At 72.9% G+C, this 25,460-nt stretch carries 23 protein-coding genes; 18 read left to right on the forward strand and 5 right to left on the reverse strand.

Translation table 11 applies throughout. The features are described 5' to 3' along the window. Positions 1-278: 278 nt before the first annotated feature. The 18 genes from A4V12_RS26130 (at position 279) to A4V12_RS26215 (ending at position 21,594) form a co-directional block, all read left to right on the forward strand. Positions 279-1,478, forward strand: a complete 1,200-nt coding sequence (locus A4V12_RS26130; protein WP_079137349.1) for an IS701 family transposase — start codon at positions 279-281, stop codon at positions 1,476-1,478. Then, on the forward strand, positions 1,475-2,923 hold the full coding sequence (locus A4V12_RS26135; protein WP_064071865.1) for a maltokinase N-terminal cap-like domain-containing protein: 1,449 nt from the start codon (positions 1,475-1,477) through the stop codon (positions 2,921-2,923). Before A4V12_RS26130 ends, A4V12_RS26135 begins: the two co-directional genes overlap by 4 nt. Positions 2,924-2,928: 5 nt before the next feature. Then, a complete protein-coding gene (locus tag A4V12_RS26140; protein WP_159028940.1) occupies positions 2,929-3,867 on the forward strand; it encodes an NAD(P)/FAD-dependent oxidoreductase in 939 nt (312 codons plus the stop codon). A 136-nt stretch (positions 3,868-4,003) separates the two neighbouring features. After that, positions 4,004-4,708 carry an EthD domain-containing protein gene (locus A4V12_RS26145; protein WP_064071866.1) on the forward strand — a complete coding sequence of 235 codons (705 nt, stop codon included), beginning with the start codon at positions 4,004-4,006 and terminating at the stop codon, positions 4,706-4,708. 98 nt (positions 4,709-4,806) lie between these two features. Further along, positions 4,807-5,643, forward strand: coding sequence for a type 1 glutamine amidotransferase domain-containing protein (locus A4V12_RS26150; RefSeq protein ID WP_064071867.1), 837 nt, complete (start codon positions 4,807-4,809; stop codon positions 5,641-5,643). A 31-nt stretch (positions 5,644-5,674) separates the two neighbouring features. Beyond that, positions 5,675-7,342, forward strand: a complete 1,668-nt coding sequence (locus A4V12_RS26155) for a thiamine pyrophosphate-binding protein (protein WP_064071868.1) — start codon at positions 5,675-5,677, stop codon at positions 7,340-7,342. After that, on the forward strand, positions 7,326-7,934 hold the full coding sequence (locus tag A4V12_RS26160) for a DJ-1/PfpI family protein (protein WP_064071869.1): 609 nt from the start codon (positions 7,326-7,328) through the stop codon (positions 7,932-7,934). The genes A4V12_RS26155 and A4V12_RS26160 overlap by 17 nt, the downstream gene beginning before the upstream one ends. 5 nt (positions 7,935-7,939) lie before the next feature. Continuing rightward, complete coding sequence (locus A4V12_RS26165; protein WP_064071870.1) at positions 7,940-9,787, forward strand: AGE family epimerase/isomerase; 1,848 nt, start codon at positions 7,940-7,942, stop codon at positions 9,785-9,787. Continuing rightward, the gene (locus A4V12_RS26170; RefSeq protein ID WP_064071871.1) at positions 9,784-10,125 is read left to right on the forward strand and encodes an STAS domain-containing protein; all 342 of its coding nucleotides are present in this window, start codon (positions 9,784-9,786) and stop codon (positions 10,123-10,125) included. The genes A4V12_RS26165 and A4V12_RS26170 overlap by 4 nt, the downstream gene beginning before the upstream one ends. After that, positions 10,122-12,308 carry a glycogen debranching protein GlgX gene (gene glgX / locus A4V12_RS26175; RefSeq protein WP_234372340.1) on the forward strand — a complete coding sequence of 729 codons (2,187 nt, stop codon included), beginning with the start codon at positions 10,122-10,124 and terminating at the stop codon, positions 12,306-12,308. Before A4V12_RS26170 ends, glgX begins: the two co-directional genes overlap by 4 nt. Further along, a complete protein-coding gene (locus A4V12_RS26180; protein WP_064071872.1) occupies positions 12,305-12,616 on the forward strand; it encodes an anti-sigma factor antagonist in 312 nt (103 codons plus the stop codon). The genes glgX and A4V12_RS26180 overlap by 4 nt, the downstream gene beginning before the upstream one ends. A 13-nt stretch (positions 12,617-12,629) precedes the next feature. Continuing rightward, entirely contained in the window at positions 12,630-13,289 is a 660-nt protein-coding gene (locus tag A4V12_RS35635; RefSeq protein WP_079137351.1) for an ATP-binding protein, read from the forward strand. 6 nt (positions 13,290-13,295) lie between these two features. Then, a complete protein-coding gene (locus A4V12_RS26190; RefSeq protein ID WP_064071873.1) occupies positions 13,296-14,627 on the forward strand; it encodes a PP2C family protein-serine/threonine phosphatase in 1,332 nt (443 codons plus the stop codon). A 22-nt stretch (positions 14,628-14,649) separates the two neighbouring features. Continuing rightward, complete coding sequence (locus A4V12_RS26195; protein WP_064071874.1) at positions 14,650-15,417, forward strand: MinD/ParA family ATP-binding protein; 768 nt, start codon at positions 14,650-14,652, stop codon at positions 15,415-15,417. A 48-nt stretch (positions 15,418-15,465) separates the two neighbouring features. Next, positions 15,466-17,670, forward strand: a complete 2,205-nt coding sequence (locus tag A4V12_RS26200; RefSeq protein WP_079137352.1) for an alpha-1,4-glucan--maltose-1-phosphate maltosyltransferase — start codon at positions 15,466-15,468, stop codon at positions 17,668-17,670. Continuing rightward, positions 17,667-19,853 (forward strand): 1,4-alpha-glucan branching protein GlgB, encoded by a 2,187-nt coding sequence (gene glgB, locus A4V12_RS26205; RefSeq protein WP_199831392.1) that lies wholly within the window; start codon positions 17,667-17,669, stop codon positions 19,851-19,853. Before A4V12_RS26200 ends, glgB begins: the two co-directional genes overlap by 4 nt. 24 nt (positions 19,854-19,877) lie before the next feature. After that, positions 19,878-20,363 carry a cation:proton antiporter regulatory subunit gene (locus A4V12_RS26210; RefSeq protein ID WP_064071875.1) on the forward strand — a complete coding sequence of 162 codons (486 nt, stop codon included), beginning with the start codon at positions 19,878-19,880 and terminating at the stop codon, positions 20,361-20,363. A gap of 4 nt (positions 20,364-20,367) precedes the next feature. Continuing rightward, the gene (locus A4V12_RS26215; RefSeq protein WP_064071876.1) at positions 20,368-21,594 is read left to right on the forward strand and encodes a cation:proton antiporter; all 1,227 of its coding nucleotides are present in this window, start codon (positions 20,368-20,370) and stop codon (positions 21,592-21,594) included. Here the strand turns inward: A4V12_RS26215 and A4V12_RS26220 are convergent. From A4V12_RS26220 to A4V12_RS26240, 5 genes are all read right to left on the reverse strand, one after another. After that, positions 21,525-22,778: a cation:proton antiporter gene (locus A4V12_RS26220; RefSeq protein ID WP_064071877.1), complete on the reverse strand. Its 1,254-nt coding sequence runs from the start codon at positions 22,776-22,778 to the stop codon at positions 21,525-21,527. The genes A4V12_RS26215 and A4V12_RS26220 overlap by 70 nt on opposite strands. Positions 22,779-22,856: 78 nt before the next feature. After that, positions 22,857-23,153 (reverse strand): antibiotic biosynthesis monooxygenase family protein, encoded by a 297-nt coding sequence (locus tag A4V12_RS26225; protein WP_064071878.1) that lies wholly within the window; start codon positions 23,151-23,153, stop codon positions 22,857-22,859. After that, entirely contained in the window at positions 23,150-23,989 is an 840-nt protein-coding gene (locus A4V12_RS26230) for an NAD(P)H-binding protein (protein ID WP_064071879.1), read from the reverse strand. Before A4V12_RS26230 ends, A4V12_RS26225 begins: the two co-directional genes overlap by 4 nt. A 15-nt stretch (positions 23,990-24,004) precedes the next feature. Then, positions 24,005-24,955 (reverse strand): NADP-dependent oxidoreductase, encoded by a 951-nt coding sequence (locus tag A4V12_RS26235; protein WP_234372341.1) that lies wholly within the window; start codon positions 24,953-24,955, stop codon positions 24,005-24,007. Further along, positions 24,952-25,434, reverse strand: a complete 483-nt coding sequence (locus tag A4V12_RS26240) for a cupin domain-containing protein (protein WP_064071880.1) — start codon at positions 25,432-25,434, stop codon at positions 24,952-24,954. Before A4V12_RS26240 ends, A4V12_RS26235 begins: the two co-directional genes overlap by 4 nt. Positions 25,435-25,460 lie beyond the last annotated feature (26 nt).

The raw sequence follows: 25,460 nt of genomic DNA on the forward strand, positions 1-25,460 counted from the left end.
GCTTCCGGAACGGCGCCGCACGGCCGCCGGGACGGCCACCGGTTCGCCGGGGCGCCGGCGCCCGGATCACCGTGTCCTCTTTCCGGCCCCTTTCCCGTGTGTCCGGTTTCCGAATTCCGGTTCTCGGCCGCCGGTATCCGGATCGGGGCGGGCGGGCCGGTCGTGACGGTTCCCGTTACGGCCCGGTGAACACGGTAAAAAACCGGCTGGCCTTTTTCCTCCGGACCGACATAGACTTCTGTGGAGAGAGCTGGGTAACGGTCGTGGAAGACCTGAATATGCCCGAGGATTATTCCCCCGCGATATTCGCCGAGTTCCTCACGCGGACACTCGCTTCCATTCCCCGGAGCGACCAGCGCCGCTGGGGCGAGCTGTATGTGCGGGGCCTTCTCTCGGTGGACGGCAAGAAGACCATGAGAGCCCTCGCCACCCACGCGGGCGGCGGTGTCGAACAGAGCCTGTACCAATTCATCACGAAGTCGCCGTGGGACTGCGTCCCGGTGCGGCGGGAAATGGCCCGCCACCTCCACCGGCACACCGAACCGCGGGCCTGGGTGGTGCGACCGCTGGTGATCACCAAGGTGGGCCAGCACTCCGTCGGCGTCGAGCGGCAGTTCGTGGCCCAGCTCGGCCGGATCGTCAACTGCCAGCAGGGCATGGGCCTGTGGCTCGCGTCCGACCAGCTCAGCAGCCCCGTCGACTGGTGGCTGGCGCTGCCCGAGTGCTGGACCGACGAGCCGGAGATGCGGCGGCGCGCCTCCATCCCGGAGCACGTCGGGTCCTGCCCGCCGGAGCAGTGCGCGATCGGCTCGGTCGCCCGGATGACCGAGGAATGGAACATGCCCGCCCGGCCGGTGGTGATGGACCTGCGCGACACCGCCCCCTTCCCGCTGTGCACCGAACTGATGGACCGTCAGGTGCCTTTCGTGGTACGGGTGGATCCGGCCAAGTCGCACACGCTCGTCGAGTCCTTACGTCCCGCCGACCGGGCCCCGGGCACCGCCTCCGCGGCCGGCCCGGACGCCGGCCTCACCGGGGCGCTGAGCCGCAACCGGATGCCCGTCGAGTGGTTCGACCACCGCACCGGTGCCGTCCGCGCCACCTCCGTCGGCTCCACCCGGGTGCGGCTGCGCTCCCCGGGCGGCGGCCGCGACGGCCGGCAGGACCTGGTCCTCCTGGGCGCGTGGGGCGCACCGGGGCGGCGGGCGCCGAGCGAGTACTGGCTGTCCAACATGTCCCGGCCCCGGCTCGGGACGGTGTACCGCACCGCGATGCTCAGCCGGCGCGTGGAGCGCGACCAGGCGGAGGTGAGCGACCGGCTCGGACTGCGCGACTTCGAGGGGCGTTCCTTCCGGGGCTGGCACCACCACATGACCATGGTGTCCCTCGCGCACGCGATCACCGTGCTCTCCCGGGCGGACCGCGGTCCGGTCCCGGAGTCCTCCGTCCCCCGTAGCGCGAAGGTGTCCGCCGCATGACCGTGTCCCCGGACGTGACCGAGCCCGAGACCGCGCGGATAGCCGCCGATCTGCACCGCCTGCTGCCCGCCTGGCTGGCCCGGCAGCGCTGGTTCGGCGGCAAGGACTGGGCCGCGCCCGAAGTGGAGCCCGTACTGGTGGAGACCGTGTGCGCCGACGGGCCGCGGCTGCTGCTGGTCGTCGTGCGCACCGAGCACGACGAGTGGTACCAGCTGCTGGTCGGCGAGCGCGACGCGGTGCCGGCGGGCCTCACCGGCGCGGTCATCGGGCCGAGCGGCGGGGCGCTGCTGTACGAGGCGACCGGCGACCCCGAGCTGATGGGGCGGCTGCTCGACCGGATCGCGGCGGGCGGGACGGCGGGTGCGGTGGAGTTCCACCGGCTGCCCGGCGCGGACATCCCGGCCGGGCTGCCGGCGGCGGTGCTCACGGCCGAGCAGTCGAACACGTCCGTCGCGTTCGGCGGCCGGATGATGCTCAAGGTGCTGCGGCACGTCGTCCCCGGCCCCAACGCCGAGGTGGAGATGCTGGCCGCGCTGCGGCGGGCCGGTGACGTGCCGAGCGCGGCGCCCCTCGGCTGGATGCGGACGTCCCCGTCGGCGCCGGGCGGCGGGATCACCCTCGCCGTGCTCCAGGAGTTCGTGCCCAACCGGGGCGACGGCTGGGCCATCGCCGTCCAGGAGGCCCGGGCCTGCGTGGTCGGCGAGTGCGAGAGCGTCGCCCCGCTCGGCGGCTTCGCCGAGGAGGCCCACGCGCTGGGGCGGGCCACCGCCCGGGTGCACGCGGCGCTCGCCGAGCAGCTGGAGACCCGGGAGCTGGACCCGGCGCAGGTCGACCGGCTCGTGGAGGCGCTGACCCGGCGGCTGGAGGCGGCGGTGGACCAGGTGCCGGCGCTGCTGCCGTTCGCCCGGCAGCTGCGGGCGGTGCACCAGGACCTGGGCGAGGTGGCCAAGCGCGGCAACGCGCCGCTGCTGGTCCAGCGGGTCCACGGCGACCTGCACCTGGGGCAGACGCTGCGCGCCGAGGACGGCTGGGTGGTGATCGACTTCGAGGGTGAGCCGGGGCAGCCGGAGGCGGAGCGGCGGCGGCTCCAGCCCGCGCTGCGCGACATCGCCTCGATGCTGCGGTCCTTCGACTACGCCGCGCACCACGCGCTCGCCGACGTCCTGGGCGTACCGCCGGGCGAGCAGTCGCCGCAGAACCTGCACGGCACCCGGCTCGCGCGCCGGGCGTCGGCGTGGGCGGTGCACAACCGGGGCGCGTTCTGCGCGGGTTACACGGCCGCGGGCGGGACCGACCCGCGCAGCCAGCCGGTGCTGCTGCGCGCCTTCGAGGCCGACAAGGCGGTGTACGAAGCGGTGTACGAGGCCCACAACCGGCCCGCGTGGCTGTCCATCCCGATGGCCGCGGTGCGCCGCCTGGCGGGCCGCCACCGCCCGGCGGGGTGAGCGGCGTGGGCGTGTCACCGGCCGGGCCGGAGCGGGTCGACGCCGCCGTGGTGGGCGGCGGGCCCGCGGGGCTGTCGGCGGCGATCTACCTGGCGCGCTACAACCGCCGGGTGCTGGTGTTCGACACCGGGCACGGCCGCTCGACGCACCACCAGGTCAACCACAACTACCTGGGCTTCCCGGGCGGGATCGCCACCGTCGACCTGCGCAGGCTCGCCGCCGAGCAGCTGGCCCGGTACGACAACGCGCGGGTCGTGCACCACCTGGTCACCGGCGTCGAGCGGGACGCGGACGGCGGCTTCACCCTGCGGTCGCAGGGCCACCGGTGGTTGGCGCGCACGATCGTGCTGGCGACGGGGGTGCTGGACCACTTCCCGCACTTCCCCGGCTGGCGCTCGTACGTGGGCCGTTCGATGTTCTGGTGCATCACCTGCGACGGGTACGAGAACCGGGGCCGCGACATCCTGGTCGTCGGCCACACCGACGCCGCCGCCGGTGAGGCGATGCAGCTGCACGCCCTGACCGACCGGGTGCGGCTGCTGACCAACAGCCACCGCGACGACATCAGCGAAAGGTTTCGCCGGAGGCTCGCCGGTGCCGGCATCGAGGTGGTGCACGACCGGATCCAGGAGGCCGAGGGGGCGGACGGGCTCCTGCGCGCCGTCGTCACCCGGGGCGGCCGGCGCCTCGGGCTCGACGCCCTGTTCTCCCTCCAGGGCGCCACGCCCGAGACCGCGCTCGCCCGCGCCCTCGGCGTCCGGCTGAACGACGCCGGCTACGTCGTGGTCGACTCCGAGCAGAAGACCTCGGTGCCCGGCGTGTACGCGGCCGGCGACGTCACGTCCCTGCATTCCCACCAGGTGGCCGCGGCGGTCCACGAAGGGGCCCAGGCGGCCTCCGCCGCGCATTACTTCCTGCACCCACCGGAACTCAAGGCCGACTGACCGAACCTCAGTTCAGGAAGTCGGCGGAGGTTCATTGCCGCACGAACGGACGGCCGCCAATGATGGCGGAGCACCGTCCCGGAAATGTGGCATTTCCATGCGCCATACCGCGCGGGGCCGAAAAGGAGACTTCCCCATGATTCATCAGTTCATTCTGGCGGCACCCAAGCCGGGAATGACCGCCCAGGAGTTCCAGGACTACTGGGTGGACGTCCACGCCGTGAAGTACGCCGCGAGGATCCCGCAGATCCGCAAGTACATGGTCGACACCCGCGTCGAGACCGGTGCCGACCTCGGCACGCCGGCCCTGCCCCACCAGGGCATCGCGGAGATCTGGCTGGCCAACGGCGAGGAGCAGCTCGCCTCGCTCCAGACGGAGGAGTTCCTCCAGGGCGCCCGGCTCGACGAGCCCAACTGGGCGGCGTTCTGGCAGACGATCGTCGTCGACACCACGGCGTACGAGGTCATCCCCGGCCCGGCGCTCGCCAAGGGCCAGGAGTGGGTGAAGCTCACCGTCCTGATGAAGCGCCGGCCGGGCCTGGACCTGGCGGAGTACCGCAAGCGGACCCTCGGCGGCTACGCCTCCGTCGTCGGCGCCACCCCGGGCCTGCGGCGCTACCTGCACGCCCACACCGTGGACGGCGCCTACGTCTTCGGCGAGGCCGGCTTCGACAGCGTCGAGCAGCTCTGGTTCGACGACGTCGACGCCCTGAAGGAGGCGCTGCGCTCGCCGTACTTCACCGGCCAGGTGGCGGCCGCCCGCGACGAGGTGGCCGACCCGAAGTACGTCTTCTCCCTCGCCGTGAAGGAGAACTGGATCATCGGCCCCGAGGCCCGCTGACCCGCCCCGTACCACCGCCGACCCACCGCTGACCCACCGCCGGCGCACCGGTTGAGGCACACCGGTCCGGTCCACCACCGCATACCGAAGGAGCAGGCGTGGCCAGAAGGAACGCCAAGAAGATCCTCGTGATCCTGTCGGAGTACGGCTACTGGGGCGAGGAGCTCGTCGGGCCGCTGCACCACTTCGACCAGCGCGGTTACGAGGTCGTGTTCGCCACCCCGACCGGCAGGCAGCCGCACGCGCTCCCGCCGAGCATGGACCCCACCTACATCGACCCGCCGCTGGGCAAGTCCGTGACCTCCGAGGAGGTCGCCAAGCTCACCCGGCAGATCGACGAGTCGGACCGGCTGGCCGACCCGATCGACATCTCCGGCTGGGTGCCGGAGCGCCCCTACACGGCGGACGAGGACTACCTGCGCAAGCTGGAGGCCTACCACCGCGCCGTGGACCTGGTCGCCCAGGAGCTGGAGGAGTACGACGCGCTGCTGATCGTCGGCGGCTCCGGCCCGATCGTGGACCTGGCCAACAACGAGCGGGTGCACCAGATCATCCTGTCCTTCCTGCGCGCCGGGAAGCCGATCGCCGCCGAGTGCTACGGCGTCGCCCCGCTCGCGTTCGCCCGTGACTGGGAGGACCGCAAGTCGATCATCTGGGGCAAGCACGTCACCGGTCACTGCAAGGAGTACGACTACAAGGACGGGACCGGATTCCTCGGCACCGACTTCGTCATGGGGCCGCCGCCGTACCCGCTGGAGTACATCCTGCGCGACGCCACCGGTCCGGACGGCCGCTACCACGGCAATTTCGGCAAGGAAACGTCGGTGATCGTGGACTACCCGTTCATCACCGGGCGTTCGACGCCGGACTCGTACCTCACCGGCGAGAAGGTCGTCGAGGTTCTCGAGGACGGGCTGCGCCGCTTCGGCTGGTAATTCAACGGTTGACCGACGAGAGAAGGAAGACATGGCCAGGCAGGGCAAAGCGGCGATCATCGAGCAATTCCTCGCCGATGGAATTCCCTATATGTTCGGCAATCCAGGAACGGTCGAGCAGGGATTCCTGGACGCGCTGGAGGACTACGACGGCCTCCAGTACATCCTGACCCTGCAGGAGACGGTCGCCGCCGGCATCGCCGACGGGTACGCCCGGGCCACCGGCCGCCCGGCGCTGCTCCAGCTCCACAGCGGCGTCGGTCTCGGCAACGCGATCGGCATGCTCTACCAGGCCAAGCGCGGCCACTCGCCGCTCGTGGTGATCGCCGGTGAGGCCGGGGTCCGGTACGACGCGATGGACGCGCAGATGGCGGCCGACCTGGTCGCCATGGCGGCGCCCGTCACCAAGTACGCGACCCGGGTGACCGACCCGCACTCGGTGCTGCGGGTGCTGCGCCGGGCCATGAAGATGGCGATGACGCCGCCGCGCGGCCCGGTCTTCGTCTCCCTTCCCATGGACGTCCTGGACGCGGTCAACACCGAGCCGGTCGTCCCCAGCACGTTCCTGGAGACCCGGGCGCTGCCGGTGCCCTCCCTGGTGGAGCAGGCGGCGCGGCTGCTGGCCGGCGCCGAGAAGCCGGTCGTCATCGTGGGCGACGGCGTCTCGGCGTCCGGCGGGCAGGCGGAGCTGGTGCGGGTGGCCGAGCAGCTGGGCGCCGACGTGTGGGGCATGGACTTCTCCGAGGTGAACCTGGACGCCCGGCACCCGCTGTACCGGGGCCAGTTGGGCCACATGTTCGGCGAGGTCAGCCGGGCGGCGGTGAAGGACGCGGACGCGGTGCTGATCGTCGGCACGTACGTGTTCGGCGAGGTGTTCCCGGTGCTGGACAACCCGTTCCGCGAGGACGCCAGGATCGTCCACGTCGACCTCGACGGGTACGAGATCGCCAAGAACCACCCGGTCACCCTCGGCCTGGTCGCCGACCCGAAGGCGACGCTCGCCGCGCTCGCCACCGAGCTGGAGGGCCGGCTGTCGGCGGAGGCACGGGCGCTGGCGTCGGGGCGGCTGGAGCTGCGCCGCCGCGAGCAGCCGGCCGGACCGGAGGACGACGGCTCGCTGCTGCACCACTTCCTGCGGGAGGTGGCCGGGCAGGCCCCGGAGGACCTGATGGTCTTCGACGAGGCGCTGACGGCGGCCGGGCCGCTCAACGCGTACCTGCCGGGGCGGCTGCCGGGCCACTGGTTCTCCACCCGCGGCGGCTCGCTGGGCGTGGGCATCCCCGGCGCGCTCGGCATCAAGCTGGCCCACCCGGACAAGACCGTGATCGCCTTCACCGGGGACGGCGGCTCGATGTACACGTTCCAGGCGCTGTACACGGCCGTCCGGCACGGCATCGGCGCCAAGTTCGTGATCTGCAACAACCGCAGCTACAAGCTGCTCGACCTGAACATCGAGCAGTACTGGCGGGAGCGGGACATCCCCGAGCACGCCCATCCGACGCCGTTCGACCTGTCCCACCCCGACATCGGCTTCAGCCGGATCGCCGAGGGGTTCGGCGTCGAGGCGCTGCGGGTCGACGACCACGAGCAGGTGGCGTACGCGGTCAAGCGGATGTTCGCCGACGACAAGCCGTTCCTCGTCGACCTGCGGACCACCGAGGGAACAACCGAAGGGGGGACCCATGGCCGGCACAGCTGAGACACCCGTACGCGACGGGGTGCTCACCGGCCGGAGGATCGCGATCCTCGCGGAGAGCGACTTCTACGAGCCCGAGATCGCCTACTACCAGCGCCGGTTCGCCGAGGAGGGCGCCCGCGTCGACTTCCTCACCCGGCTGTGGGGCAACAGGTCCATCACCTTCACCGGCCACGAGTACCGTGCGCCGCTGACCGTGACCCGCAGCCTGGAGGACCTCGACGACCGGCGGCTGCGCGAGTACAGCGCCCTGATCGTGCCGTCCGGCATGGTCGCGGACCGGCTGCGCTACACCGAGGACATCGAGCGGCTGGCGCCGGCCACCGACCTGCTGCGCCGGGCGTTCGCCCGGTCGGGAGTGGTCAAGGGCATCATCTGCCACGGCATGTGGCTGGCCGCGTCGATCCCGTACGTGGTGCGCGGCCGCAAGGTGGTCTGCCACAACAACCTCATCGGGGACGTCCGCAACATGGGCGCCAACTACGTGGACCAGGACGTCGTCGTGGACGGGGACCTGGTGACCGCGAGGACGGGCGACCACTGCCATCTGTTCGCCAGGACCATCATCGACGAGCTCGTGCTGCGAGGGGCGTGAATGCCATGTCCACCACTTCCGACACCGTGAACTTCACGTTCTCCGACACCATCGCGGGCCGCGTCACCGGCTTCGACCGCGACGCCCGGGTGGTCAGCGTGGTCACCCCGGGCGGCACGGAGTTCCGGATATCCCTGGACGGCGATCCGAGCGCGGAGCTGCTGCACAACCTGGGAGAGCCGTACCAGGACGCCACCGGCCACATCGACGACATGCTCCGCGAGGGCGCCTTCGTCCTGGCGTACGGCGTCTTCTACCCCGGCGGGGAGCGGCTGCGGTTCGAGGCCAAGCGGCTGATCTTCACGGGCCGGCAGGGCGACGACTTCCGCTTCGAGGAGGCGGGCTGGTGGGTCCGGCAGATCAAGGAGATCGCCGCGTTCTACCGCAAGGCGCAGTTCGGCGACGGACCGGTCGACTTCACCGGGTACCGCACCGAGATCCGGCTCGGCGGGGAGAAGACCGCCAGCCACGTCCAGGAGACCGACACGATCTCCCGGCTGGTGTACGGCATGGCGTCGGCGTTCCTGCTGACCGGTGACGACGAGTACCTGGAGGTCGCCGAGCGCGGCACCGAGTACCTGCGCGAGCACATGCGGTTCGTCGACACCGACGAGAACGTCGTGTACTGGTACCACGGGCTGTCCATCGACGGCGACGTCGAGAAGAAGCTGTTCACCTCGGAGTTCTCCGACGACTACGACGCCCTGCCGGCGTACGAGCAGATCTACGCCCTCGCCGGTCCCGTCCAGACGTACCGGATCACCGGCGACCCGCGGATCAGGAACGACGCCGACGCCACGATCCGGCTGTTCGACCGGTTCTACCTGGACTCGGAGCACGGCGGGTACTTCTCGCACATCGACCCGATCCTGCTGAGCCCGCACCACGAGTCGCTGGGCCCGAACAAGGCCCGCAAGAACTGGAACTCGGTCGGCGACCACGCCCCCGCCTACCTGATCAACCTGTACCTGGCCACCGGCGAGAAGGCCTACGCCGACATGCTGGAGTACACCTTCGACACCATCGTCGAGCGGTTCCCCGACCCGAAGAACAGCCCGTTCGTCCAGGAGCGGTTCCACCAGGACTGGTCGCCCGACACCACCCACGGCTGGCAGCAGGACCGGGCGGTCGTCGGCCACAACCTGAAGATCGCCTGGAACCTGATGCGGATGCACAGCCTCCGCCCCAAGGCCGAGTACCTGGAGACCGCCGCGTCCCTCGGCGAGACGATGCCCGCGGTCGGCGGCGACCGGCAGCGCGGCGGCTGGTACGACGTGGTCGAGCGGATCAAGCGGGACGGCGAGGAGCACTTCCGCTTCGCCTGGCACGACCGCAAGGCCTGGTGGCAGCAGGAGCAGGCGATCCTCGCCTACCTGATCCTGCACGGCATCACCGGCCGGGAGGACTTCCGCGACGAGGCACGCGACGCCCAGTCCTTCTACAACGCCTTCTTCCTCGACCACGACGAGGGCGCCGTCTACTTCAACACCCTGGCCAGCGGCCTGCCGTACCTGCTGGGCGTGGAGCGGCTCAAGGGCAGCCACTCGATGAGCATGTACCACTCGGCGGAGCTGTGCTACCTGGCCGCCGTCTACAACAACCTGCTCGTCAACGGCAAGCCGATGGACTTCTGGTTCAAGCCCGACCCGTCCGACCTGGACGGCCGGCTGCTGCGGGTCGCGCCCGACCTGCTGCCGGCCGGTTCGGTGCGGATCGAGTCCGTCGAGATCGAGGGCGAACCCCACACCGACTTCGACTCCGCCGCCCTGACGGTGACGCTCCCCGAGACCTCCGGCCGTGTGAAGGTCAAGGTCCGCCTCGCCCCCCGGGGCGGGACGGAGGTGACCGGATGACCGTCAAGGTCAACGCGCGCTCCGAGGGCGACGTCACCGTCGTCGCCCTCGACGGGGAGATCAACAGCACCACCTCCGGCGGCCTCCAGGCCCAGCTGCTGCCCTTCATCCGGCAGGGCGCCGAGGTGCTCGTCGACCTCACCGGGGTGTCCTACGTCTCCAGCGCCGGACTGCGCACCCTGCTCATCGTGCACCGGCGCGCCCAGCAGCTCAGCGCCCGGATCACCCTCGTCGGCCTGTCGGAGGAGGTCACCTTCGTCATGAACGCCACCGGCTTCCTGGACTTCTTCCGGATAGGCGCGGACGTCGACTCCGAGCTGGAGCGGGCGGCGCGATGAGCCCCCGGGACCTGACGGAGATGCGCGAACGCGTCGACGCGTACCCCACCCACCGGATCGCCGGCTACCGGGTACGGGCCGGACGGCCCTTCCCGTACGGCGCGACCCCGGTGCCGGGCGGCGTCAACTTCTCGGTCTACTCGGACCGCGCCACCTCGATGAGCCTGGTGCTCTTCGAGCGCGGCGCGCCCGAGCCGGCCGCGGAGCTTCCCTTCCCGGCCGAGTTCCGCACCGGCAGCGTGTACGCGATGACGGTGTTCGGGCTCGACGTGGAGAACCTGGAGTACGGCTTCCGCGCCGACGGGCCCTTCGATCCGGTGAGCGGCGACCGCTTCGACGCCCGGCGGGTGCTCAGCGACCCGTACGCCCGGCTCGTCTCGGGCCGGGACGTGTGGGGGCGGGAGCCCGACTGGAACGACGTCTACCCCTACCGGGCCCAGGTGGTGAACGACGACTTCGACTGGGGCGACGACACACCGCTGCGGATCCCCACCGAGGACCTCGTCATCTACGAGACGCACGTGCGCGGCTTCACCCGGCACCCCTCGTCGGGGGTGACGGCGCCGGGCACGTACGCCGGGCTGCGGGAGAAGATCCCGTACCTGAAGCACCTCGGCGTCAACTGCGTGGAGCTGCTGCCGGTCTTCGAGTTCGACGAGCTGGACAACCCGCGCACCAACCCGGTGACGGGCGAGCGGCTGCACAACTACTGGGGCTACAACACCGTTTCCTTCTTCGCCCCGAAGGCCGGCTACGCGGCCACGGGCCGGTTCGGGATGCAGGCCGACGAGTTCAAGTCGCTGGTGAAGGAGCTGCACAGGGCGGGCATCGAGGTCGTCCTCGACGTGGTGTTCAACCACACCGCCGAGGGCAACGAGTACGGGCCGACGATCTCGTTCCGCGGGCTCGACAACGCCACGTACTACATGCTCACGCCCGACGGGCAGTACTACAACTTCAGCGGCACCGGGAACACGGTCAACTGCAACCACCCGGTCGTGCGGGACTTCGTGCTGGGCTGCCTGCGCCACTGGGTGGCCGAGTACCACATCGACGGGTTCCGCTTCGACCTGGCGGCCATCCTCGACCGCGCCCCGGACGGCACCCCGCTGCCCAACCCGCCGCTGCTGGAGCAGCTCGCGTACGACCCGGTCCTGCGGCACACCAAGCTGATCGCCGAGGCGTGGGACGCGGCCGGGCTGTACCAGGTGGGCCACTTCCCCAACTACGGCCGCTGGTCGGAGTGGAACGGCAAGTACCGCGACGCGGTGCGCCGGTTCGTCAAGGGCGAGCCGGGGGTCGCCGGCGAGCTGGCCACCCGGATGGCCGGTTCACCGGACCTGTACTGGGGCCGCGGGGCGGCCGCGTCGGTCAACTTCGTCACCGCGCACGACGGGTTCACCCTCAACGACCTGGTCTCGTACAACGACAAGCACAACGAGGCCAACGGCGAGGGCAACACCGACGGCGCCAACGACAACTACAGCTGGAACTGCGGCGAGGAGGGCCCCAGCGCCTCACCGCACGTGCGCGACCTGCGGATGCGCCAGATGAAGAACCTCATGGCGATCCTGCTCACCAGCCAGGGTGTCCCCATGATCCTGGCCGGTGACGAGGTGGGCCGCACCCAGCTCGGCAACAACAACACGTACTGCCAGGACAACGAGCTGTCGTGGTTCGACTGGGGTCTCGTCGAGGCCAACGCCGAGCTGCTGGAGTTCACCCGCGGCCTGATCGCCTTCCGGCACGCGCACCCGGTGCTGCGCAACACCGAGCACCCGCGCGGGATCGACTCGATGGGCAGCGGCTACCCGGACGTCAGCTGGCACGGGGTGCGCGCCTGGCACCCGGACTGGGCGGACCACTGCCGGGTCGTCGCCCTGATGCGGTGCGGCCGGCACGCCAAGGGCGGGGTGCCCGACGACCACGTGTACGTCGCCGTCAACGCCCACTGGGAGCCCCACGACATGGAGCTCCCGCAACTCCCCGACGGCCAGGCCTGGCACCTGTTCGCCGACACGGGCGCCCTGATGCCGTACGGCATGCACCCGCTGGGCGAGGAGCCCCTGCTGGAGCACCCCGGGCGCTACCACCTGGGCCCGCACTCGGCGGTGATCCTCGTGGGCCGCCCCGTACCCACGACACAAGCGACGCAAGCGACGCAGAAGGAGATGGCACCGTGACGTTCGACGTGAGGCTCAGGGTCAACGAACGGGTGGCGACGATCGAGCTCGCCGGCGAGCTGGACGCCTCCAGCGCCGGCCGCTTCCACGACACGATCGACGAGGCCGCCGCGGCCGGGTCGATCGAGCTGGTCATCAGGGCCGAGAAGCTGGACTACATGTCCAGCGCGGGGCTGCGGTCCCTGGTGTTCGCCCGCCAGAAGATGGGCGACGACGTCAGGATCGCCGTCGTCGGCGCCCAGGAGCCGGTCGCCCACACGATCAGGCTGGCCGGGTTCGACCACAGCATCGACCTGATCGACGCCTGAGGAGGCGGGAGACATGGGCCTCGACTCCGGTGCCGCGTCGCCGTCCGGCGGTTCCGCCGGGTCCGGCGCCCCGGCCGGCCCCGCGGGCGCTGCCACCGGCTGCGCCCCCGGCACCCGCGCCCCGGCCACCTGTGCGCCTGCCGCCCGCGCGTCCGCCGCGGCGGCCGGCGCGGGGGCGCCGGGGGGCTCCGGCGTGCCCGGGGCCCGCGGGGCGGCGGGCAGCTCCGGGGCGGCGGCGCCGGACGCGCTGCGCATCCCCGCGCGGCTGGCGTGCCTGGACCGGGTGGCCGAGTTCGTGCTGGGGCTCGGGGCGCGGGCCGCGCTGCCGGAGAGCGCCCTGTACCGGCTGCGCCTCGCGGCCGACGAGCTGGCGACCAACATCGTCATGCACGGCTACCGGGGCACCGCCGGCGAGATCTCCGTGGACGGCGGCATCGACCCGGACCAGGTGTGGGTGCGCTTCGAGGACGACGCCCCGGCCTTCGACCCGCGCCAGGGCATGCGCGCCCCGGCGCTCGACGTGCCGCTCGCCGAGCGGCAGATCGGCGGGCTCGGGGTCTTCCTCGCCTTCACGGCGGTCGACTCCTTCGAGTACGAGCTGGTCGCCGGCCGCAATGTCAGCACGCTCGTGATGCGCCGCTCGGCCACGGCCGCCGGCCCCGGGACGGGATGAGGTGACATGCTCCAGACCAATGTGCTGCTCCTGGACGAGCACCGCAGCGCGCCGCCGGAGCTGCTGAAGGCCCTGGACAGCGTGGGTGCCGTGGTGCGCATCCGCACGCCCGCCGACGTCCTGGTCGTCCAGCACGGGCAGCTGCCCGCCACCGAGGTGCTGCTGGCGTACGCGGGGCTGTCGCCCCACACCGTCCGCGCCGTGGCGCGGCGCCTGGACGACGAGGGGCAGCGGCCGACCGTCGTGGCGTTCGCGGAGCACGACCTGCACCTGCTGGGCAGCCACATCCACGCCGGCTCCGACTACCTGGTGCCGCCGTTCTACCCCGACCTCGTACGGGCCCGGCTGCGGGACTGCCACGAGCGGGCCAACTTCACCCGGACCATGGAGGACGTCACCGCCCGCGCGGAACTGCTCAGCTACGAGCGGGAACTGGAGATCGGGCGGGAGATCCAGATGGGTTTCCTGCCCGACTCGTTGCCCAACCCCGACGGCTGGGAGATCCACGTCCGCTTCCGGCCCGCCCGGACCGTCGCCGGCGACTTCTACGACGTGTTCGAGCTGGTCAACAACCGCCGTCTCGCGCTGGTCGTGGCCGACGTCTGCGACAAGGGCGTCGGCGCCGCGCTGTTCATGGCGCTCATCCGCAGTCTGCTGCGGCACACCGCCGAGCAGAGCGGGCTGCAGAGTCTGATCGCCGCCGACCTGCTGGGCGAGGACGCCGGCTGGGGCGAGCAGAGCCGGGCCATCCCGGTGGTGGGCGCCACCCCGCTGCTCAACGCCGTGGTGGGCACCAACAACTACCTGACCAGGAACCACATCCGGCAGGGCTACTTCGCCACCATGTTCTTCGGCGTACTGGACCCGCTCACCGGCAACCTCGTCTACATCAACGGCGGCCACAACCCGCCCGTGCTGGTGAGCGGCGAGGGGAAGGACCCGGTGCTGCTCGAACCGACCGGTCCCGCGGTCGGGGTCATCCCCGACGGCACCTTCTCGCTGGGGTACGCCCAGATCGGCCCGGGCGACACGCTCTTCGTCTACACGGACGGGGTGACCGAGGCCCGCTCGATGTCGGGGCGGTTCTTCGGCGACGACCAGATGCTCGCGGAGCTGGCGCGGGCGGCGGTGCGCGGGGAGGAGCTGCTGGACCACATGGACGGGGTGCTGAGCGAGTTCGTCGGCCCGTCCGAGCAGTCGGACGACATCACCATGATGGCCGTCCACTGGCGCCTGCCGGAGGACCACCGGGCCGACGGCACGGAGGGAAAGGACGGCACCGGGGGGAGCGCCACCGCCGGCGACCGGCTCCACCACGGCCACCAGGACGACCACTAGACCGATTCACCGGATGGGATCCATGTCGCAGATCATCACCGTGCACTCCTACCGAGGGGGTACGGGGAAGTCCAGCACGGCCGCGAACCTCGCGCTGCTCCTGGCGTCCGGGGGCCGCCGGGTCGCGCTCGTGGACACGGACATCCAGACACCCGCCCTGGACCTGATGTTCGGTGACACCGTGCCCGCCGCCCGCCGCTCGCTCGCCGACTACCTGGTCGGCCACTGCGAGATCGAGGACGCGGCCTACCCCTGCCGGGCGGAGGCGGGGCACGACGGTGTCTTCCTGGTCCCGGCCAGGAGCGGGGCGGCCGGCATCAACGAGATCATGGGGCGCGGCTACGACGTGGGGCTGCTGCGCGAGGGCTTCGACCGGCTCATCGACCTGCTCGCCCTCGACGTGCTGCTCCTCGACACCCACGCCGGGTTCAACAACGAGACCGTCACCGCGATGGCCAGCTCGGACGCCCTGGTGATCGTCACGCGGGCCGACCGGCTCGACCTCGCGGGCGCCGCCGAGACCATGGCGCTGGCGGGCCGGCTCGGCTGCGTACGGGTGAGCGTGGCGCTCAGCATGGTGCCCGACGGCGTGGTCGACGACCGGATGCGCGAGGAGGTCGAGTCCGCGTACGCCACCGGGATCACGGCCGTCCTGCCGTACGCCCCCGAGATGGCGTCCCTCGCCGGCGAACGGCTCTTCAGCCCGGCGTACCCGCACCACCCGCTGGTCGCGGGCTACCGCCGGATCATCTCCGCCGTGAGCAACGGCACCACCGCGATACGCCGGTGACACCGGCGCCCTTCCAGCGACTGCACCCCGGTGCGAGGAGGCACGACGATGCACGGCAGGACCAGACAGCGCAACGCCACGCCCAAGGGCGCGGCCCGGCCCGCCGAGACGGGCACCCCGCGGGCCGCGGACGCCCGGGCCGGGGGCGCCCGCCCGCTCGGTGCGGCGGGCCCCTCGCGCGGTGCCGCCGACGCAGCCACGGCCGGGGCCGGGGCGCGGCCGGACGCCGGCGCCCCGGTGTTCGCGCCCACCGTCGGGCGCATCCCCGTGGTGGACGTGACGCCCCGGGTGGACGGCGGGCGGCGCCCCGCCCGTGCCGTGCCCGGCGAGGTGTTCGAGGTGAGCGCCACCGTGTTCCGGGAGGGGCACGACGCGGTGGCCGCGAACGTGGTGCTCACCGGCCCGGACGGGGAGCCCGGACCGTGGACGCCCATGCGGCTGACGGCCCCCGGCACCGACCGGTACGCCGCGCCCGTGTCGGCGGACCGGGAGGGCGACTGGACGTACCGGGTGGAGGCCTGGGCCGACCCGGTGGCGACCTGGCGGCACACCGCGGAGGTGAAGATCCCGGCGGGCATCGACGTGGAGCTGGTCCTGGAGGAGGGCGCCGTCCTGCTGGAGCGGGCCGCCGCGGCGTTCCCCGCCGGTGAGGGCGCCCCCCTGACGGAGGCGGCCGCCCGGCTGCGCGACCCCGCCCTGTCCGCGGCACAGCGCCACGCCGCGGCCCTCGCCCCCGTGGTGACCGGCCTGCTGGCGGCCCGGCCGCTGCGCGAGCTGGTGACCTCGTCGGGCGAGCTGCCGCTGCGGGTCGACCGCGAGCGCGCGCTGTACGGCTCCTGGTACGAGTTCTTCCCCCGCTCCGAGGGGGCGGTGGTCCCGGCCGGGCCGGACGCGACCGGTGTGGTCCCGCCGCCCCGCTCGGGCACGTTCCGCACAGCGGCGCACCGGCTGGACGCGGTGGCCGCGATGGGCTTCGACGTGGTGTACCTGCCGCCGATCCACCCCATCGGCACCTCCCACCGCAAGGGCGCGGGCAACACGCTGACGCCGGGCCCGCACGACCCGGGCTCGCCGTGGGCGATCGGCTCGGCCGACGGCGGGCACGACGCGGTCCACCCGGACCTGGGGACCCTCGACGACTTCGACGCCTTCACCGGCCGGGCCCGCGAGCTGGGCCTGGAGGTCGCCCTGGACTTCGCCCTCCAGTGCTCCCCCGACCACCCGTGGGTGAAGGAGCACCCCGAGTGGTTCCGGCACCGGGCCGACGGCTCGATCGCGTACGCCGAGAACCCTCCGAAGAAGTACCAGGACATCTACCCGATCGACTTCGACACCGACCCCGAGGGGCTGCACGCGGAGTGCCTGCGGGTCCTGCGGCACTGGATGGCGCACGGGGTGCGGATCTTCCGGGTGGACAACCCGCACACCAAGCCGGTGGCGTTCTGGGAGCGGCTGATCGAGGCGGTGCACGCCACCGACCCCGACGTGCTGTTCCTCGCCGAGGCGTTCACCCGCCCGGCGATGCTGCACGCCCTGGCGCGGGTCGGGTTCCACCAGTCGTACACGTACTTCACCTGGCGCAACTCCAAGGAGGAGGTGGAGTCGTACCTGTCCGAACTGGCGGGGCTGGGCGGCGAGGAGAGCGCCGCGTACCTGCGGCCCAACCTGTTCGTGAACACCCCCGACATCCTGCACGCCTACCTCCAGTACGGCGGCCGGCCCGCGTTCGCCGTGCGGGCCGTCCTCGCCGCCACGGCCTCCCCCACCTGGGGCGTGTACGCGGGCTTCGAGCTGTGCGAGAACGTGGCCGCGGGCCCGGGCAGCGAGGAGTACCTGGACTCGGAGAAGTACCAGTACCGGCCCCGCGACTGGGCCGCCGAGGAGGCGGCCGGGACGTCGCTGGCGCCGCTGCTGCGCACCCTCAACGAGGTGCGCCGGGCCCACCCGTCACTGCGGCAGCTGCGCAACCTGCGCTTCCACCGCGCCGACGACGACGCGGTGGTCTGCTTCTCCAAGCGGCACGGGGACGACTGGGTGCTCGTGGTGCTGAACCTCGACCCGCACGGCGTCCGCGAGACGACGGTCTCGCTGGACCTGCCGGCACTGGGCCTGGAGCGGACCGGCACGTTCACCGTCCGCGACGAGCTGTCCGCCGACGGCGCCACCTACACCTGGGGCCGCAGCAACTACGTACGCCTCGACCCGCGCCGGCAGGTCGCCCACGTCTTCACGAACGGGGACATCGCCTCGTGAACCGCGAACTGGCCGGCACCGAGCCGGCCGCCACCGACCTCAAGCGCCTCACCACCGGTGAGGTCAGCGACCCGCACGCGCTGCTCGGCGCCCACCCCGGCCCCGCCGGGGTGACGGTGCGGGTGCTGCGCCCGGCGGCCGGCCGGGTGACGATCACCGACCCGTCCGGCGGGACGCTCGCCGAGCTGGCCCACCTGGGCGGGGGCGTCTTCGCCGGCGTGCTGCCGGGCCGGGACGTCCCCGACTACCGGGTCGCCGCGGCCTACGGCGACGAGGTGTTCACCTACGACGACCCCTACCGCTACCTCCCGACGCTCGGCGAGCTGGACCTGCACCTGATACGGGAGGGCCGGCACGAGGAGCTGTGGCGGGTCCTCGGGGCCAATGTCCGCGAGCACGAGTCCGGGCACGGCCGGGCGGCCGGCACCGCCTTCGCGGTGTGGGCGCCCGACGCGCGGGCCGTCCGCCTGGTCGGCGACCTCAACCACTGGAACGGCGCCGCCCACCCGATGCGGTCGCTCGGGGCGAGCGGGGTGTGGGAGCTGTTCGTCCCGGGGGTGGGGCCGGGCTGCCGCTACAAGTACGAGATCCTCACCCCCGACGGGCGCTGGATCCAGAAGGCGGACCCGCTGGCCACGTCGGCCGAGCCGGCGCCCGGCACCGCGTCGGTCGTCCACGCCTCCGCGTACCGCTGGGGCGACGGCGCGTGGATGCGGCGGCGCGGTGAACGGCCCGTCGCCGAGGCGCCGATGAGCGTGTACGAGATGCACCTGCCGTCGTGGCGCCCCGGTCTCGGCTACCGCGAGCTGGCCGCTGAACTCCCCGCCTACCTCAAGGGGCTGGGCTTCACGCACGTGGAGTTCCTGCCGCCCGCCGAGCACCCCTTCGGCGGCTCGTGGGGCTACCAGGTGACCTCCTACTACGCGCCCATGGCGAGGCTCGGCTCCCCCGACGACTTCCGGTACCTGGTGGACCGGCTGCACCGGGCCGGCATCGGGGTGATCGTGGACTGGGTGCCCGCGCACTTCCCCCGCGACGACTGGGCGCTCGCCCGGTTCGACGGCACGCCGCTGTACGAGCACCCCGACCCGCGCCGCGGGGAGCACCCCGACTGGGGGACGCTCGTCTTCGACTACGGGCGGGCGGAGGTGCGCAACTTCCTGGTCGCCAACGCCGTGTACTGGTGCGAGGAGTTCCACGTCGACGGGATCCGGGTGGACGCCGTGGCGTCCATGCTCTACCTGGACTACTCCCGCGGCGACGGCGGGTGGCTGCCCAACGCCTACGGCGGCCGGGAGAACCTCGACGCGGTCGAGTTCCTCCAGGAGATGAACGCCACCGTGCAGCGCCGCTGCCCCGGGGTGGTCACCGTCGCCGAGGAGTCCACGGCCTGGGACGGGGTGACCCGCTCCACCGACGAGGGCGGCCTGGGCTTCGACCTGAAGTGGAACATGGGCTGGATGCACGACTCGCTGTCGTACATGGCCCACGACCCGGTGCACCGGCAGTACCACCACCACGCGATGACCTTCGCGATGATGTACGCGTACGCCGAGGACCACCTGCTGCCGATCAGCCACGACGAGGTGGTCCACGGCAAGGGGTCGCTGCTCGGCAAGATGCCCGGCGACCGGTGGCAGCGGTTCGCGAACCTGCGCGCCTACCTGGCGTGGATGTGGGCCTTCCCCGGCAAGCACCTGCTGTTCATGGGGCAGGAGTTCGCCCAGGACAGCGAGTGGTCCCACGACCGGGGCCCGGACTGGGCGCTGACCGGGCAGGCCCCGCACGCGGCGGTCCGCGACCTGGTGCGCGACCTCAACCGCCACTACCTCGCCGATCCGGCGCTGTGGAGCCGGGACACCCGGCCCGAGGGCTTCCGCTGGATCGACGCCGACGCCGCCCAGGACAACGTCTACAGCTTCCTGCGGCACGGGGAGTCGGGCGAGCCGCTGGTGTGCGTCTTCAACTTCCAGCCGGCCGCGCGCCCCGGCTTCCGGGTCGGCCTGCCGTCGGCCGGCCGGTGGACCGAGGTGCTGAACACCGACGCGGCGGCGTACGGCGGCAGCGGCGTCACGAACCCGGACCCGGTGCGGGCGCAGGACGTGCCCTGGCAGGGGCTGCCCGCGAGCGCGGAGCTGACCCTGCCGCCGCTCGGCGCCGTCTGGCTCCGCCCGTACCGCTGACAACGACTGGAGAGGCGACCTGCCATGCCCGCACCGCGACTGAGGACCACCCCGCTGCCCGGGATCGGCGTGCAGTACGAGCTCACGACCCGGCGGCACGACACCCTGTCGGTCGTCGCGCACCGCGACGGCACCCGCACCCTGAACGTCCACCACGACGACGATCCCGATTCGTGCGGGCTGTCGATGCGGCTGACCGGCGCCGAGGCGCTCACCCTGACCGAGGCGCTGCTGCCGGGCCACAACAACCCGAACCTGCTGCACACCAGCGACTTCGGGCTGCTGGCGGAACGGGTCACGGTGACCGGCGACTCGTACTGGAACGGGCGGCAGCTGGGCGAGACGCGGATGCGTACCGCGACGGGCGCGTCGATCGTCGCCGTGATGCGCCGGGCGCATCCCATCCCGTCCCCCGGGCCGGAGTTCCGGCTGCGCGGCGGGGACACGATCATCGTCGTCGGGACGCGCGAGGGCGTCGACGCGGCGCACGCCATCCTCGAACGGAAGTGACGCCGTGCATTCCGCTGTCTTCCTGATCGAGTTCGGCGCCGTCGTGCTGGCGCTCGGGCTGCTCGGCCGGTTCGCCGCCCGGGTGCGCTTCTCCCCCATCCCGCTGTACCTGCTGGCCGGTCTGGTCTTCGGGCACGGCGGGATCGTCCCGCTGGGCGGCAGCGAGGAGTTCATCGAGATCGGCGCCGAGATCGGGGTCGTCCTGCTGTTGCTGATGCTGGGGCTGGAGTACACGGCCGGTGACCTGGTCGGGCACCTGAGGACGCACGCCCCGGCCGGGGCGGTGGACTTCGTGCTCAACGCCGTGCCGGGCGCCGCCGCGGCGCTGCTGATGGGGTGGGGCCCGGTGGCGGCGGTGGTGCTGGCGGGGGTGACGTGGGTGTCGTCGTCCGGGGTGATCGCCAAGGTGCTGGGCGACCTCGGGCGGATCGGCAACCGCGAGACGCCGGCCATCCTGAGCGTGCTGGTCCTGGAGGACCTGGCGATGGCCGTGTACCTGCCCATCCTGACGACGCTGCTCGCCGGCGCCGGCTGGGCGGCGGGCGGCGTGACGCTGGCGATCGCGCTGGGCGCGGTCGGCGTGGTGCTGGTCGTGGCGGTGCGCTACGGGCGGCACATCTCGCGGTTCATCTCCAGCGACGACCCGGAGAAGCTGCTGCTGGTCGTCCTCGGTCTGACGCTGCTGGTGTCCGGGTTCGCCCAGGAACTCCAGGTGTCGGCCGCGGTGGGCGCGTTCCTGGTCGGCATCGCGCTGTCCGGTGAGGTCGCGGAGAACACCCACCACCTGCTGATGCCGCTGCGGGACCTGTTCGCCGCCGTGTTCTTCGTCTTCTTCGGCCTCAGTACGGACCCGGCGACCATCCCGCCCGTCCTGCTCCCCGCCCTGGTCCTGGCGGTGCTCACGGCCCTGACGAAGATCGGTACGGGGTACTGGGCGGCCAAGCGCGCCGGGATCGGCGAACGGGGACGGTGGCGGGCGGGCGGTGCGCTGGTGGCGCGCGGCGAGTTCTCCATCGTCATCGCGGGGCTCGCGGTCGCCGCGGGTGTCGAACCGGCGCTGGGGCCGCTGGCGACGGCGTACGTGCTGCTGCTGGTCGTCCTCGGGCCGGTGACGGCGCGGTTCACCGAGCCGGTGGCGCTGTGGGTGAGCGGCCGCCGGGCTCAGCGGCGGGCCGCGCTCTCCCTGCCGGTGGCGGGGGCCGAGCCCGAGCCGGTGCCGGTGCGCGACTGAGGCCCGCCGGCCAGGCGGTCGGCCAGGCGGAGCGCCGGGGAGGTCATGGCGGTGGTCGCGAGGGCGACCACCGTCAGGGCGACGAGCATCGTCCGGTCGATGAGCCCGGCCTGGTGGCCGAGGGAGATGACGACGATCTCGGTCAGGCCGCGGGAGTTCATCAGCGCCCCGACGCGCAGCCACTCGCGGCGCGGCAGCCCGGCGAGGGCGGCCGCCGCCGCGCACCCCACCGTCTTGGTGAGGACGGCGACCGGCAGGAGGACCGCGAGGAGCGTGGCGTCCCAGGGGGCGGATCCGAGGTCCAGGCGCTGGCCGAAGCCGAGGAAGAAGCAGGGCAGCAGGATCGCGGTGGTGACCGTGTCGAGCCCCTTGAGCGCCGGGCCGCCGGCCGCCACCGGGTACCGGCGGCCGAACAGGTGGCCGAACAGCAGGGCGCCCAGCAGCTGGTGGAGGCCGGCGGCGGAGGAGGCCGCGGCGGCGAGGGCGCAGCCGGCGACGGTGAGGGTGATGTCGGCGCCGCGGCTCGTGGTGCCCGGCCGGGTGCGCAGGAGGACGGCGACCGCCGCCAGGCCGGCGGCCGCCGGCAGCAGGTGCCGGGTTCCGAGGCTGCCCGCGGCGAACAGGGCGGCGGTCAGGAGGCACCAGGCCACCGCGTCGCCGACGGCCGCCGCCGCGAGGCTCACCCGCCCCGCGGGGGTGGCCGTCAGCCCTTCGTCGTCGAGGATCCGGGCGAGGACCGGCAGGGCGGTGATCGACAGGGCGCAGCCGAGGAACAGGGCGGACGCGACCGGGGTGGCGCGGGGGCCGGCGTGGGCGCCGTCGAGGGCGAGCGCGAGAACCGCTCCGGCGGCCGCCGGCAGCAGGACGGACGCCGCGCTGACGGCGGTGACCGCCGGGGCGGTGCGGTCGGGGCCGGCCGGTCCGGCGAGGTGGCGGCCGATGCCGAAGGCGTAGAGGACGAGGCCCAGTTCGGCGAGGGCGCCCAGGGCGGGCAGGACCTCGGGGCCGAACAGGAAGCGGTGGACGCCGGGGGCGACCGCGCCGAGCAGCGAGGGCCCGAGCAGCAGTCCGGCCGCCAGTTCGGCGACCGTCGGGGGCTGGCCGGCCCGGCGGGCGAGCAGGCCGGCGGTGCGGGTGAGCAGCAGCAGGCACGCGAGGGCCAGCAGGAACCGGCCGTCCGTCATGGGTGACGCTCCTCGGGTCGGGGAAGGCGAAGGGCGCCCGGCCTGGCCGGGCGCCCTGGTGGCGGGGTCGCCGCCGGGTCAGCGCGTGACGCGCGCGTAACGGCCCGACGCGACCGTGGTCTTGTCGACGGCCGCGAGGAAGTCCTGGGTCTCGGCGGCGGAGAAGAAGCCCTCCATGGTGGCGTCCGCGTCCTCCGGGGTCGCCCAGTGGACGATGACGAGGTATTCGCCGTCGTCGCTGCGGGACACCTCGCGGGACAGGAAGCCGGGGCGCTTGGCCATGTAGTCGTCCTCGACCCTCCGGTCGAGGGTCTCGAAGTCGGTGGTGTCGGTGCCGGGCATCAGCTTGAAGCGGACGGTCTCCACGGTGCTCATCGGTGGTCCTCCTGGAAGGCGTCGGCGTGGGCGGTGGCCCACTGGGTGAAGGTGCGGGGCGGCCGGCCGAGGAGTTCGGCGACGGTCGGCCGGACCCGCGAGTCGTCGAGGGTGCCGTCCGCGTAGTAGCGGAAGAAGGCGTCGACGTACGCGGGCGGGGTGCCGTCGGCCGCCATCTCCTCGCGGGCCTCCTCGTCGGTGAGGCCGTCGAGGCGCAGGGGGCGCCCGAGGACCTCGCCGAGGAGGCGGACCCGGTCTGCGGGGAGCAGCGGTTCGGGGCCGCTGAGGGCGTGCACGCGGCCGTGGTGGGCCGGGTCGAGCAGGACGCGGGCGGCGACGGCCGCGATGTCGTACGGGTCGATCATGGCGACCGGGACGGTGGGGAACGGGGCGCGGACCACGTCGCCGGCCGCGAGCTGGGCGGTCCACTGGAGGGTGTTGGACATGAAGCCGCTGGGGCGCAGGATCGTCCAGGGCACCGGGGAGGCCCGTACCGCCTCCTCGGAGAGGATCATGAAGCGGGAGATGGCGTTGTCCATGTCGCCGTCCGCGGCGGCGATGCTGGAGAGCAGCACCACGTGCTCCACGCCGGCCCGGGCGCACTCGCCGAGCACGCCCGGCATGTCCGCGTAGCCGGGGAGCAGGAACACCCCGCGGGCGCCTTTCAGCGCGGGGCGCAGCGAGTCGGGACGGTCGAGGTCGCCGACCGCCGCCTCCGCCCCCGCGGGGGGTGCGGCGGCGTTCCGGACCAGGGCGCGCACCGGCCGGCCGGAGGCGGCCAGCCGTGCGGTCAGCTCGCCCCCGACGTGGCCGGTGGCTCCGGTCACCAGGATCATGCGGGTCTCCTTGCCTCAGGACGTCAGGTCGAGCACGAGGCGGCCACGGGCGTGGCCGTCCTCGCCGGACGCGTGCGCCGCCGCCACCTCGTCCAGCGGCAGGGTCCGCGCGACGACGGGGCGGACGGCGCCGGCGGCGAGGAGGCCGGCGAGCCGGCCGAGGACCGGTCCGTCGGGGTGCACGTAGGTGAAGCCGGCGCGCACGCCGTGGTCCTGGGCGGTCCTGCGGTGGTCGGGCCCCTCCCCCTTGAGGGTGACGACGATGCCGCCGGGGCGTACGACGTCGAGCAGGCGGAAGAACTCCGCCCCGCCCATGGGGTCGACCGCCAGGTCCACGTCCCCCACCTCCTTCTGGAGGGGGACCGTCCGGTAGTCGACGACCCGGTGGGCGCCGAGCGAGCGGACGAAGTCGTGGTTGGCGGGGGACGCGGTGCCGATGACCTCGGCGCCCGCGTCGACGGCCAGCTGCACCGCGACGTGCCCCACTCCCCCGGCCGCGCCGGACACCAGGACGCGGTGGCCCGGCCGCAGCCCGCCGTGCTCGAACAGCGTCTGCCAGGCGGTGAGGCCCACCATGGGCAGCGACGCGGCCGCAACGTGGCCGACGCCGTCGGGCTTGGCGGCGAGGTCGGCCTCGGGGGCGACGGCGTACTCGGCGTACCCGCCGGCGAGGGCCGGGAAGCGGGGCATGCCGAACACGGCGTCGCCCTCGGTGAACCGCCGGACGCCCGGGCCGGTGGCGGCCACCGTGCCCGAGACGTCCCAGCCGAGCACGGCGGGGAAGCGCTCCACGCCCACGCCCCGCCCGGCCCGCGTCGCCCGGTCGATGGCGTTGACGCCGGCCGCGTGGACGCGGACCAGCACCTCGCCCTCGCCGGGCCGCGGGACGGGCAGCTCCCGTACGCGCAGGGCGTCCGGCGCGCCGAAGGCGTCGATGACCGCCGCCCGCATGACGGTCGGCGTCACGGCGCGAGGTGCAGGTCGTGGCGGGGCGCGAACTCGACGATCTGCCGCTTCTGGACCTCGCTGAGCGGGACGGGCGCCTCGCCCGCGCGGGCCTCCTGGCCGATCTCCATGAAGAAGTTCTCCAGGTACGCCGGGGTGAACAGGAACAGCATGCGGCTGACGTGCAGGCCGACGTTGCGGAACCGGTGGCGGGTGCCGCGCGGCACGAAGACGAAGTCGCCGTCGTGGGCGGTGAAGGTCTTCTCGCCGTTGAGGAACTCGATGTCGCCGTTGAGGATGTAGAACGCCTCGTCGGCGTGCGGGTGGATGTGCGGCGGCGGGCCGCCGCCGGGCGGCACGGACGCCTCGGCGAAGGTGAGGGACCCGCCGGTGTTCTCGCGGGTGGCCTTGAAGGTGTAGATGGCGTCGCCGAACCAGTACGTCGGGCCGGTGCCCGCCGGGTGGTGGACGACCTTGCCCTCGGGGTGTGCGGTGGTCATGGGGGCTCCCAGGGTCGGGGCGGGCG

The organism is Streptomyces noursei (genome assembly GCF_001646665.1).
GTDB classification, from domain to species: Bacteria; Actinomycetota; Actinomycetes; order Streptomycetales; family Streptomycetaceae; genus Streptomyces; species Streptomyces lavendulocolor.

What these genes read in the sequence shown, in the direction of transcription:
- A4V12_RS26130 (WP_079137349.1), top strand. Translation starts at nt 279, where the DNA reads ATGCCCGAGGATTATTCCCCCGCGATATTCGCCGAGTTCCTCACGCGG.
- A4V12_RS26135 (WP_064071865.1), top strand. Translation starts at nt 1,475, where the DNA reads ATGACCGTGTCCCCGGACGTGACCGAGCCCGAGACCGCGCGGATAGCC.
- A4V12_RS26145 (WP_064071866.1), top strand. Translation starts at nt 4,004, where the DNA reads ATGATTCATCAGTTCATTCTGGCGGCACCCAAGCCGGGAATGACCGCC.
- A4V12_RS26155 (WP_064071868.1), top strand. Translation starts at nt 5,675, where the DNA reads ATGGCCAGGCAGGGCAAAGCGGCGATCATCGAGCAATTCCTCGCCGAT.
- A4V12_RS26160 (WP_064071869.1), top strand. Translation starts at nt 7,326, where the DNA reads ATGGCCGGCACAGCTGAGACACCCGTACGCGACGGGGTGCTCACCGGC.
- A4V12_RS26165 (WP_064071870.1), top strand. Translation starts at nt 7,940, where the DNA reads ATGTCCACCACTTCCGACACCGTGAACTTCACGTTCTCCGACACCATC.
- A4V12_RS26170 (WP_064071871.1), top strand. Translation starts at nt 9,784, where the DNA reads ATGACCGTCAAGGTCAACGCGCGCTCCGAGGGCGACGTCACCGTCGTC.
- glgX (WP_234372340.1), top strand. Translation starts at nt 10,122, where the DNA reads ATGAGCCCCCGGGACCTGACGGAGATGCGCGAACGCGTCGACGCGTAC.
- A4V12_RS35635 (WP_079137351.1), top strand. Translation starts at nt 12,630, where the DNA reads ATGGGCCTCGACTCCGGTGCCGCGTCGCCGTCCGGCGGTTCCGCCGGG.
- A4V12_RS26190 (WP_064071873.1), top strand. Translation starts at nt 13,296, where the DNA reads ATGCTCCAGACCAATGTGCTGCTCCTGGACGAGCACCGCAGCGCGCCG.
- A4V12_RS26195 (WP_064071874.1), top strand. Translation starts at nt 14,650, where the DNA reads ATGTCGCAGATCATCACCGTGCACTCCTACCGAGGGGGTACGGGGAAG.
- A4V12_RS26200 (WP_079137352.1), top strand. Translation starts at nt 15,466, where the DNA reads ATGCACGGCAGGACCAGACAGCGCAACGCCACGCCCAAGGGCGCGGCC.
- A4V12_RS26210 (WP_064071875.1), top strand. Translation starts at nt 19,878, where the DNA reads ATGCCCGCACCGCGACTGAGGACCACCCCGCTGCCCGGGATCGGCGTG.
- A4V12_RS26220 (WP_064071877.1), bottom strand. Translation starts at nt 22,778, where the DNA reads ATGACGGACGGCCGGTTCCTGCTGGCCCTCGCGTGCCTGCTGCTGCTC.
- A4V12_RS26225 (WP_064071878.1), bottom strand. Translation starts at nt 23,153, where the DNA reads ATGAGCACCGTGGAGACCGTCCGCTTCAAGCTGATGCCCGGCACCGAC.
- A4V12_RS26230 (WP_064071879.1), bottom strand. Translation starts at nt 23,989, where the DNA reads ATGATCCTGGTGACCGGAGCCACCGGCCACGTCGGGGGCGAGCTGACC.
- A4V12_RS26240 (WP_064071880.1), bottom strand. Translation starts at nt 25,434, where the DNA reads ATGACCACCGCACACCCCGAGGGCAAGGTCGTCCACCACCCGGCGGGC.